We start from the raw sequence: 6,460 nt of genomic DNA on the forward strand, positions 1-6,460 counted from the left end.
AATGGAAAACCAACAGGTAATTGAAATCATTGAGGCATTTTTTCAGCGAAAAAAACAGCCTGGGTTAGAAAAAATACTAAAAGAAACCTTGAAGATATGCGGCGAAAAATTTGCTAAGTCATCCGAAAGCCAAGAACTAAAAGATCAAGCAAAAACTTTGCTTGATTCGAAAAAACCTAAAGAGCAAAGCGCACTGGAGCATATACAAGAAAAATACACGCAACTGCTTAACCTAAATTATCAAAATCCAGTTTTGTTGCTTGACGTAAAAAGCGATGCAGCCAAAAGCATCCAGACATTAGATGAAAAATTTACCCCTAGCCAATGGCTTGCTGACGCGGCAAATAAAGCCAGTGGCGTCGTGTTAGATATAACCCATATTGCCAAACTGACCCATTCCAGCGCAAAAGCATCAAATTTCAACGGCTTGGCATTTGGCGTACTGCAACCCAAAATGCTTTTGGTTTCTGCCAATTCAGTGGAAAAACTCCCAATAGATTTTGCTTATTCAACGGCTGAATATGCCCCTATCGCCGAGTTTTTACAGTTAGATTGTGCAGGTGAAATGCTGGGGAAAATAATCTGCGCTGACCCTTCGGTTTTAAAATCTTATGCCGAAGACGACGTCCAGCTTCAATTATGGCAAGAACAATTTAGCTTGGCCTTTAACGAAAAAACCAAATCCAGTCATATTCTGGCTAAACAGGTTTATTTTCCTCTACTCCCAGAAAGCCGCTATCACTTATTAACGCCGCTGATTTCATCAAGTCTGGCGCAAGTGATTGATGACCGAATTTGGGAAGCACGCCGAAAAGAGACGCCAGTAAATAAGGCTAGAGCAGATAAAACGTTCAGTGCAGAAGTGGCAAGAATGTTCCTTAGAACTGCCGTATTAAAAACCACGCAAACCAACCACCAAAATGTTTCTAATTTGAATGGTAAACGTAATGGGCAATTAACTTTATTTCCCGCCATCCCGCCACAATGGCAAACCCAAACCAAGCCACCTATCCATTTAAAAACCTTATTTAATAAACAACTTGCCGCTCAAGCCAGAGAGCCGCTAACCGAGCTTAAAAACTTGCTGTTAGCCATTAAAGCCAACAATCTCAGCGTAAATCTACAGCGCAAGCAACTTATCCGTGAACACATTACGGATATTGCCGATGTGGTGTTCGATTACGCAGCCCAAATCCAAGGGCTTACACAACACATTGGCTGGTCGCAAACATCGCAATTACCAGCCCATCAGCAATATTGGCTAGACCCATTAAGGTCGGATGACGACTTCCAAACTGCAAAAGCCACGCTGGATTGGTCAAGCGATGTGGTTATCGACTTTTCCAAATGGATAAACCGACAAATCAAACACAAACAACTGATGTTAGGCACGGCGCACGAAAAACAATGGCAAAAATTATTTACGCCCTTGCTACGTGAATTTAACGCGCTTGCCGAAGCGGATTTAGAAACTAGCACATTAGAGGAGCAAGCATGAGTAATGCCTACATCGTTTTTGAGCGAATCAGCGTCCAAGATGCCAATTGCATTGCCGGATTTACCTACGGCTTTCCGGCAATTACCCATTTTTTAGGTTTTGGTCATGCCTTGTCCAGAAAGCTATCAGTCAGCCAAAAATTGACATTGCAAGGTTGTGCGGTCATTTGCCATCAGCACCAAATACATGCTTACCAGCCCAAAGGTTTTGGTGATTATGTCTTTGCACAAAGCAAAAATCCGCCAACAACAAGAGCCAAAGCCAAAGAAACGCCGCCTATTATCGAAGAAGGCAAAATGAATATGACGGTTTCTTTAGTCATGGCCTGCCCTGATTTGAATCTAAGCCGAACAGCTGAAATTAATGCCCTAAAACAAGCGCTCCATGATTTAGCCCATCAGCATAGATTGGGAGGTGGCTCTATCGAAAAAATCGCTGCCGTTCATATACTCAATGTGGATCAACAAAAACTATTGAGAAAACTTAAACGCTTGCTGCTACCTGGGTTTGTGCTGATGGATCGCGCCGATTTATTGGCTGACCATTACCACGCCTTAAAACAACAGCAAACCGATGTTGAGTTAATGGATGCTTGGCTGGATTTTTCCGCCCTTAAATACCAAGCACAACCCAAACTAAAGGAGGGAGAACTGGCTCCTTCCGATACCACCGAAGCCGAATGGCTACGCATGGACAAACCCGCCAAAGGTTGGATTGTCCCCATCAACAACGGTTACAAAGCGATAAGCCCAGTTTATCCGGCGGGTGAAGTGGCAAGTACCCGCGATTCCACCACCCCTGTTTGCTTTGTTGAAGCTGTGCACAGCATAGGCGAGTGGCGCAGCTTGCACCGTATTCAACAGGTTGCAGACATGCTCTGGCATTACCGTCACGAGCTCTGGCATTACCGTCACGAGCAAGATTGGTATTTATGCCAACAAGGTCAACAGGCTCAACCTAAACCCGCAGCGAATGAATCCGAAGAGGCTGCCGATGATGATTTTGAAGATGATTTTTTAAGTTCACTTACCTAAGGAGAAAAATAATGGCTGCAAAAACAAACAAAACGACTGGATTAACATTGCCATCAGTACTGGCATTTAGCCGTAAACTGGAAGTTTCCGATGCGTTGATGGCATCGGGATTATGGTCTGAAATCGACCAACCAGACACATGGCAACCAATTCGATTGCATGAAAAAAGAAATAGAGGCACAAAAAGCCAATATGGAGTAGCTGATTCGGAAAAAACCGATCCCAATCCAGTTCATGTCGATGATGCTTCATTACCTTTTGATGCTGACACATTACGCCTTAGCTTCACGCTAAAGTTATTAGGTCAACTCGAAGAGCCAACTGCCTGTGATACGCCATCGTTTGACCTTGCTCTAAAGCAAAAAATTGATTCTTATCGAAATGACCATCAATTTAAAGAATTGGCTACCCGTTATGCCAATAACATCGCCAATGGGCGGTTTTTATGGCGTAACCGTGTCGGCGCGGAATCGATTTGTATCAAAATAAAGCATGGTAAAGAAACTTGGTCATTTAATGCTTACGAATATTCGCTTAGCAAATTTAGCCCATCACCAGATGATAGCGACCACCCGTTTGCACAACTGGTTGCAGTGATTCAAAACGGCTTACAAGGTGACGGTTTTGAGTATTTAGAAATCATTGCATTTGCCAAACTCGGATTAGGGCAACATGTTTGGCCTTCACAAGAAATGATAATGGCAAAGTCAAAAGACGGAGAAAAATCAAAGTTTTTATTTCAACTAAATAATTGCGCCGCCATGCACTCGGAAAAAATCGGTAATGCCTTACGCACTATAGACACTTGGTACGCTGATGACATCAACACAAGAGCCATTGCTGTTGAACCATATGGTTCAGTTACATCAAGGGGAGAAGCACACCGCATTACAAATAATGGTTCAAAAAATGATTTTTATACCTTATTCCTGAAATGGCTGAAAGATGGCGAGATTCCGGCTGAACAACAACATTACGTTATTGCGACGCTGATTCGCGGAGGTGTTTTTGGGGGTAATGAGTAAATGCTGAATTTTTATCAGGAAATAAAATTATTACCCGAAGAAGAAATCCCTATCCATTTCCTCTGGTCAAAAGTCTACCAACAAATCCACCTAGGCTTGGTGGAAATGCAAGACGACCAAGGCCGTGTGCCGATTGGTGTGGCGTTTCCTGAGTATGTGCAGGGCGGTCGTTCACGGCTTCCTGCCGACGACGACGCCCTCGCCTCCAGAAGCACCGAAAAGTTCGGCATATTGGGCGGCAAGTTGCGTTTGTTTGCCGAACACGAAGCCACGCTCAGCCAATTTAACGCCAGCCACTGGTTGGCGCGGCTGAGCGACTACGTGCATTGCACCAGCATCCGCCCCGTTCCGGAAAAGCTCGTCGGCTACGCTACATACCAACGCGAGCAACCCAAAGCCAGTAAAGAACGCCTCGCCAGACGCTATGCCAAACGGCATACCCTCAGCTACGACGCGGCCTTAACTTGCTACCAGCCGTTGACGCAGAAACCCCTGACCACGCCGTTCATCCGCCTAGAAAGCCTAAGCGGCGGGCAACGGTTTTGTTTGTGGATTAAAAAAACCGCAGTCGAAAAACCCAGCAAAGGCGATTTTGGCAGTTACGGCCTAAGCGCCCTAGCCACCGTCCCCGATTTTTGACCCAAGTTTTTCGCGCTTTTTAAAAATAGAGAAATATCAATCAGTTGTAAACAGGCGTTTTAGCAATGGGTAAAACCGTTGAAAATGCCTGTATACTGCTACGCGACAGGCTTCCAGAACATCGGAAGCCTGTTCACTGCCGCACAGGCAGCTTAGAAAGTCCGGCGGGATGCCAACGGGTAGAGGGGTCAGTTCACTGCCGCACAGGCAGCTTAGAAATTTTTCAGCCAATTCCTTCATTGTTTCAATTTGTTCACTGCCGCACAGGCAGCTTAGAAATGTTCATGAACAAAGTTTGTAACATGAAAAGAGTTCACTGCCGCACAGGCAGCTTAGAAAAAATCAAGCGGTAAGGGACAAAAAAGAAAAAAGTTCACTGCCGCACAGGCAGCTTAGAAATTTAGCGAGCATCTCCCTTTGTTTGTTGTAAAGTTCACTGCCGCACAGGCAGCTTAGAAAAGACAAAAAAAGCAGTGGCATTTTAGGAGGGTGTTCACTGCCGCACAGGCAGCTTAGAAATTGATAAATAAACTTTCCACAAACACAGCACCGTTCACTGCCGCACAGGCAGCTTAGAAAATGATGGACAGGGAATTTTGCATCATGTGCAGGTTCACTGCCGCACAGGCAGCTTAGAAAACCATCAAATGCCTAGAATGTGTTTAATGGCGGTTCACTGCCGCACAGGCAGCTTAGAAAATAGACAGCACTGGCGTTAGCGGGACAAATGCGTTCACTGCCGCACAGGCAGCTTAGAAAATCATCGGAGCAACACTCCGAAACCCATTGGTGTTCACTGCCGCACAGGCAGCTTAGAAAGACAAAGCGCGACAAAAAGAGCGTCGCACTCCGTTCACTGCCGCACAGGCAGCTTAGAAAAAAAATAAAGCCTGCCGGCGGCGGAGTGCCGAGTTCACTGCCGCACAGGCAGCTTAGAAAGTTAAAGCCAAACTCGATCGTGAAGCTGAGTTGTTCACTGCCGCACAGGCAGCTTAGAAAATACGCTGTGCCAATAGTCGCCGCGAATGTTCGTTCACTGCCGCACAGGCAGCTTAGAAAACAGGGTGCTATGTATAAGCCTGAGGACGTTAGTTCACTGCCGCACAGGCAGCTTAGAAAGGGCAAAACCTCTTCATGATAGATGGGTACTAGTTCACTGCCGCACAGGCAGCTTAGAAAGCCAACAGGTGAATTCATCTTTGGAATAACATGTTCACTGCCGCACAGGCAGCTTAGAAAATAGACAACGGCGGCAATGTTAACACCACCGCGTTCACTGCCGCACAGGCAGCTTAGAAACGAAGGAGGCGCACCGGCAGCCATCTTCAAGGGTTCACTGCCGCACAGGCAGCTTAGAAATGAGTATTTGGGCGGTGGCTCTAGTCCTGTTAGTTCACTGCCGCACAGGCAGCTTAGAAATACAATCTCATTTGGAATACCTGGTTTCGTGAGTTCACTGCCGCACAGGCAGCTTAGAAATACAGGCGCAAAGACACCAAAGACGCGGAGAAGTTCACTGCCGCACAGGCAGCTTAGAAAAGCTGTAAACGATGCGGACATTGTTAAGCTTGGTTCACTGCCGCACAGGCAGCTTAGAAAAAGCAACGACGAATGCCAGCACCCCTAAAAGAGTTCACTGCCGCACAGGCAGCTTAGAAAAAAAGTTGACGGAGGTCTGCACCTTGCCGCCAGTTCACTGCCGCACAGGCAGCTTAGAAAATGAGGGTGATGTGTGTGGTGGAGCTGTTTAAGTTCACTGCCGCACAGGCAGCTTAGAAACTCATGGCGGACATAAACCCTTTTTAGGCTTTGTTCACTGCCGCACAGGCAGCTTAGAAAAACTGAGCAATCAAGAGCAGATGGAAAACGAAGTTCACTGCCGCACAGGCAGCTTAGAAAAGCAAAAAGTGTCGGTTGTGATAGGGCGTTGGGTTCACTGCCGCACAGGCAGCTTAGAAAATCCAAAAACTCGCCGTCTTTAAATAGGTTCAGTTCACTGCCGCACAGGCAGCTTAGAAAGGTATCCCATTGCAACGGCATGAAGGATGAGAGTTCACTGCCGCACAGGCAGCTTAGAAATTCCGGCGATTTCACCACCACGTCACGCTGCAGTTCACTGCCGCACAGGCAGCTTAGAAATCTAAGCTCAGATACTTAGCCATTGCTACGGTTGTTCACTGCCGCACAGGCAGCTTAGAAAATCATGGCGGCGGCGTTTATTGATCCGTTTTTGTTCACTGCCGCACAGGCAGCTTAGAAAAACA

Annotated in this window: 4 protein-coding genes and 1 CRISPR repeat array; all 4 genes read left to right on the forward strand. The window is 46.3% G+C overall.

Going from position 1 to position 6,460, the window contains the following annotated elements; genetic code table 11:
- The first annotated feature begins 1 nt into the window (after position 1).
- Genes csy1 through cas6f form a run of 4 tightly spaced genes read left to right on the forward strand, consistent with a single transcriptional unit; the run spans position 2 to position 4,196 of the window.
- Positions 2–1,498, forward strand: coding sequence for a type I-F CRISPR-associated protein Csy1 (csy1, locus tag ACYQ1O_RS09570; protein ID WP_459991438.1), 1,497 nt, complete (start codon positions 2–4; stop codon positions 1,496–1,498).
- On the forward strand, positions 1,495–2,532 hold the full coding sequence (csy2, locus tag ACYQ1O_RS09575; protein ID WP_459991439.1) for a type I-F CRISPR-associated protein Csy2: 1,038 nt from the start codon (positions 1,495–1,497) through the stop codon (positions 2,530–2,532). The genes csy1 and csy2 overlap by 4 nt, the downstream gene beginning before the upstream one ends.
- 11 nt (positions 2,533–2,543) lie before the next feature.
- Entirely contained in the window at positions 2,544–3,557 is a 1,014-nt protein-coding gene (gene csy3 / locus ACYQ1O_RS09580) for a type I-F CRISPR-associated protein Csy3 (protein WP_459991440.1), read from the forward strand.
- Positions 3,558–4,196 (forward strand): type I-F CRISPR-associated endoribonuclease Cas6/Csy4, encoded by a 639-nt coding sequence (cas6f, locus tag ACYQ1O_RS09585; RefSeq protein WP_459991441.1) that lies wholly within the window; start codon positions 3,558–3,560, stop codon positions 4,194–4,196. It begins immediately after the preceding gene.
- A 131-nt stretch (positions 4,197–4,327) separates the two neighbouring features.
- Positions 4,328–6,456: direct repeats of the CRISPR family, unit length 28 nt; unit sequence GTTCACTGCCGCACAGGCAGCTTAGAAA.
- Positions 6,457–6,460 lie beyond the last annotated feature (4 nt).

The organism is Methylosoma difficile, assembly GCF_054657615.1.